The following is a 3,514-nucleotide window of genomic DNA, read 5'->3' on the forward strand; positions in this document are numbered from 1 at the left end:
TGCGCGATGAGCTGCTGGCCGACCTGGGGCTCTCGGCCAGGGCGGGGGCCTGGCCGAGCCAGCTGTCCGGCGGTGAGTCGGCCCGCGCCGGGCTGGCTGTGGCGCTGGCCAACCGTCCAGCGCTGCTGCTGGCCGACGAGCCCACCGGCGAGCTCGACCAGCACACGGAGGGGCCCGTGCTGCGGCTGATCCGCGAGCAGGCCGGCGACAGCACCGCCGTGGTGATCGCCTCACACAGCCCGGCCGTACGGCGAATGGCCGACCGCGTCGTGGAGTTGAAGGACGGGCGGGCGACATGACCGCGGAGCTGAAGGACCGGACGGCCGACACGACCGCGCTGGTCACCTGCCAGGGACTGGCCCGATCGTACGGCAAGGGGGCGAACGCCCTGGTCGCCGTTCACAGCGTCACCTGCGAGCTGCGGCCGGGGCAGCAGATCGCGGTCACCGGCCCGTCTGGGTCGGGCAAGACCACACTGCTGCACCTGCTGGCCGGTCTCGACCGGCCCACGGTGGGGCGGATCGCCTGGCCCGCCCTCGACGACTGCCCGCGCGGCCGTGTCGGCGTGGTCTTCCAGGGGCCGAGCCTGCTGCCTCCGCTCAATGTCGCGGAGAACGTCGCGCTGCCGCTGATCATCGCGGGTGTCGAAGACGCCGTGGCCAAGGAGCAGGCGCTGATCGCGCTGGCCACGATCGGCCTGGCCGACCTGGCCGGGTCACTGCCGGAAGAGCTGTCGGGCGGGCAGGCGCAGCGCGTGGCAGTCGCCCGCGTGCTGGCCGCCGAGCCCCGCCTGATCATCGCGGACGAGCCTACGGCGCAGCTCGACTCGGACCTGGCCCTACGGGTGGTGGACCTGCTCACCGGGGTGGCCACCCGGCTGGAAGCGGCTCTCGTGGTCGCCACCCACGACCCGCTGGTCGCGGCGCGGCTGCCCGCGACCTGGACCATGAGCGACGGAGCTCTCACATGCTGATCCTCATCTGGCTGCGCGGCCTGCTGACACGCCGGGCGGGCAGGCTGGCCGCGGCCGCGGCGGGCATCGCGCTCGCCGTGGCGCTTCCCGCCGCGCTGGGCGCGTTCCTCGCCACCGCCAAGGCCACCATGACGACCCGCTCGGTCCAGCGGGTGCCGGTCGACTGGCAGGTGGAGCAGCAGCCCGGCCAGACCGTGTCCGTCCCGATGCCCGGCACGTCCAGGCAAGTGAGCTTCGCCAGGATCGACGGCTTCGAGTCCCGTCAGGCCGGGCAGACACTGACCACGGGCGCGGGCCAGGTCCTGGGCCTGCCCACCGACTACGCCGCCACCTTCCCTGGCGAACTGCGCCTGCTTGCAGGGAACGCGAACGGGCCGCTGCTGGCCCAGCAGACCGCCGCCAACCTGCACGCCCAACCCGGCGCCAGTGTCACCGTGCGCCGCCCAGGGCTACCGGACACGACGGTGGCGGTCACGGGGGTGGTGGAGCTGCCCGCCGCCGACTCGCTGTTCCAGCGCGTCGGCGCACCGCCGGGCGCGCAGCTGCAGGCGCCCCCCGACAACGTGCTGCTGCTGCCGGAGGCCGACTGGCATCGGATGTTCGACGGCATCCCGCGCGACCGGGTGCGCACCCAGTTCCACGTCCGCATCGACCACCGGCTGCCGCCCGACCCGGCGGCGGCCTTCACCGCGGTCACCGGGCAGGCTCGCAATCTGGAGGAGCGGATGGCCGGCAGCGGGCTGGTCGGCGACAATCTCGGCGCGGCCCTGGACGCCGCCCGCGCGGACGCCCTGTATTCGCAGGTGCTGTTCCTGTTCCTGGGCGCGCCGGCTGTCGTGCTCGCGGCCCTGCTCGCCGGTCTCGTGACGCGGGCCGGCGCGCCGCGGCGGACGGCCGAGCAGGCGCTGCTGCGTACCAGGGGCGCCTCCAGGGGCACGCTGGTGCGGCTCGCGCTGGCCGAAACCGCGCTGGTGGGCGTGACCGGAGTGCTGGCCGGCCTTGGGCTGGCCGCCGTGGCCGGACGGGCGCTGTTCGGGTCGGCGAACGTGTCCTGGTGGGCGGCCGTCTTGGGACTGCTGGTCGCGGCCGTCACCGTGCTGCTGCCCGCGCTGCACGCCACCACCGTGGCGGCCGCCCGCCGTCCGGTCGGCGGGCCGCGCCGCTCGCCCGCCTGGCTGCGGTACGGGCTGGACCTGTGGCTGCTGGCCGGATCCGCCGTGATCTTCTGGATCACCAGCAGGAACGGCTACCAGCTCGTGCTGGTCCCCGAGGGCCTGCCCCAGCTGTCGGTCGACTACTGGGCCTTCGCCGGGCCGGCGCTGCTGTGGACGGGCGCGGGCCTGCTCATCTGGCGCCTGACCCGGACGTTGCCGATCACCTGGGCGGTGCGGCCCCTGGCCGGGGGGCTGGCGGGGACCGTGTCGGCGATGTTGACGCGCCAGCGCGCGCCGCTGGCCCGCACAGCCACTCTGGCGGCGCTGGCCGTCGCCTTCGCCGTCTCGACCTCCGTATTCGACACCACCTACCGCCAGCAGGCCCAGGTGGACGCCGAGCTGACCAACGGCGCCGACGTCACGGTCTCCCAGACCACAGCCACACAGGGGCAGCTCGCGGCCGTGCCCGGCGTGTCACGAGTGGAGCCACTGCAGCACCGCTTCGCCTACGTTGGCTCCGACCTGCAGGACCTGTACGGCATCCGCCCCGCCACCACTCGCCTGCACGACACCTACGTATCCGGCGGCACCGCCCGCGAGATCCTCGACCGGCTCACCCGCCAGCCGGACGCGCTGCTGGTCAGCCAGGAGACCGTCAACGACTTCCAGCTTCACCTCGGTGACCAGGTGCGGCTGCGTACCGAGGACGGCAGGACTGTCCCCTTCCATTACGCCGGCGTCATCACCGAGTTCCCGACCGCTCCCCGCGACAGCTTCCTCGTGGCCAACGCCTCCTACCTGGCCCGCACCATGCCCGCCGACACCACGTACCTGATCACCACCGACGGGACCCGGCCGAGCCAGGTCGCCGCCGAGCTGCGCGGCAGACTCGGGCCGGCAGCGAAGGTCACCGACGTGGAGACCACCCGCCAGGTCGTCGGCAGCAGCCTCACCGCCGTGGACCTGGCCGGCCTGACCGCCATCGAACTCGGCTACGCGCTGGCGCTGGCGGCCCTGGCCACGGGTCTGCTGCTGGTGCTCGGCTTCGCCGAGCGGCGTCGCACATACGCGCTGGCCAGGGTGCTGGGGGCCACTCCGCGGCAGCTCGGCTCGTTCGTGTGGGCCGAGGTGAGCCTGGTCGGAGTGGCCGCGGCCATGCTGGGCGCGCTGTGCGGGTGGGCGCTGTCGCGGATGCTGGTCGCTGTGCTCAGCGGGGTGTTCGACCCGCCTCCCGACGCGCTGGCCGTGCCGTGGACGTACCTGGCCCTGCTGGCGGTCCTCGGTGTGGCGGCGCTGCTGGCCGCCGGGGCGGCGACGGTACGGGCCGCCCACCGCCCGCCGTTGACGGTGCTACGCGACCTATGACCGGTCAGCGGCCTGCCTCCAG

3 protein-coding genes are annotated in these 3,514 nt (G+C 74.0%); all 3 read left to right on the forward strand.

The genetic code is table 11. From position 1 onward, the window contains the following. Window positions 1-299 (forward strand): ATP-binding cassette domain-containing protein (locus AB0J09_RS59695; protein ID WP_360712483.1); only part of this gene is annotated, 299 nt, incomplete at its 5' end. Then, entirely contained in the window at window positions 296-973 is a 678-nt protein-coding gene (locus AB0J09_RS59700) for an ATP-binding cassette domain-containing protein (RefSeq protein WP_360712486.1), read from the forward strand. The genes AB0J09_RS59695 and AB0J09_RS59700, both read left to right, overlap by 4 nt. Further along, window positions 967-3,492 carry an FtsX-like permease family protein gene (locus AB0J09_RS59705; RefSeq protein WP_360712489.1) on the forward strand — a complete coding sequence of 842 codons (2,526 nt, stop codon included), beginning with the start codon at window positions 967-969 and terminating at the stop codon, window positions 3,490-3,492. Before AB0J09_RS59700 ends, AB0J09_RS59705 begins: the two co-directional genes overlap by 7 nt. The last annotated feature ends 22 nt before the right edge of the window (window positions 3,493-3,514 follow it).

It is taken from the genome of Nonomuraea sp. NPDC049784 (assembly GCF_040659615.1).
Classification (GTDB): Bacteria; Actinomycetota; Actinomycetes; order Streptosporangiales; family Streptosporangiaceae; genus Nonomuraea.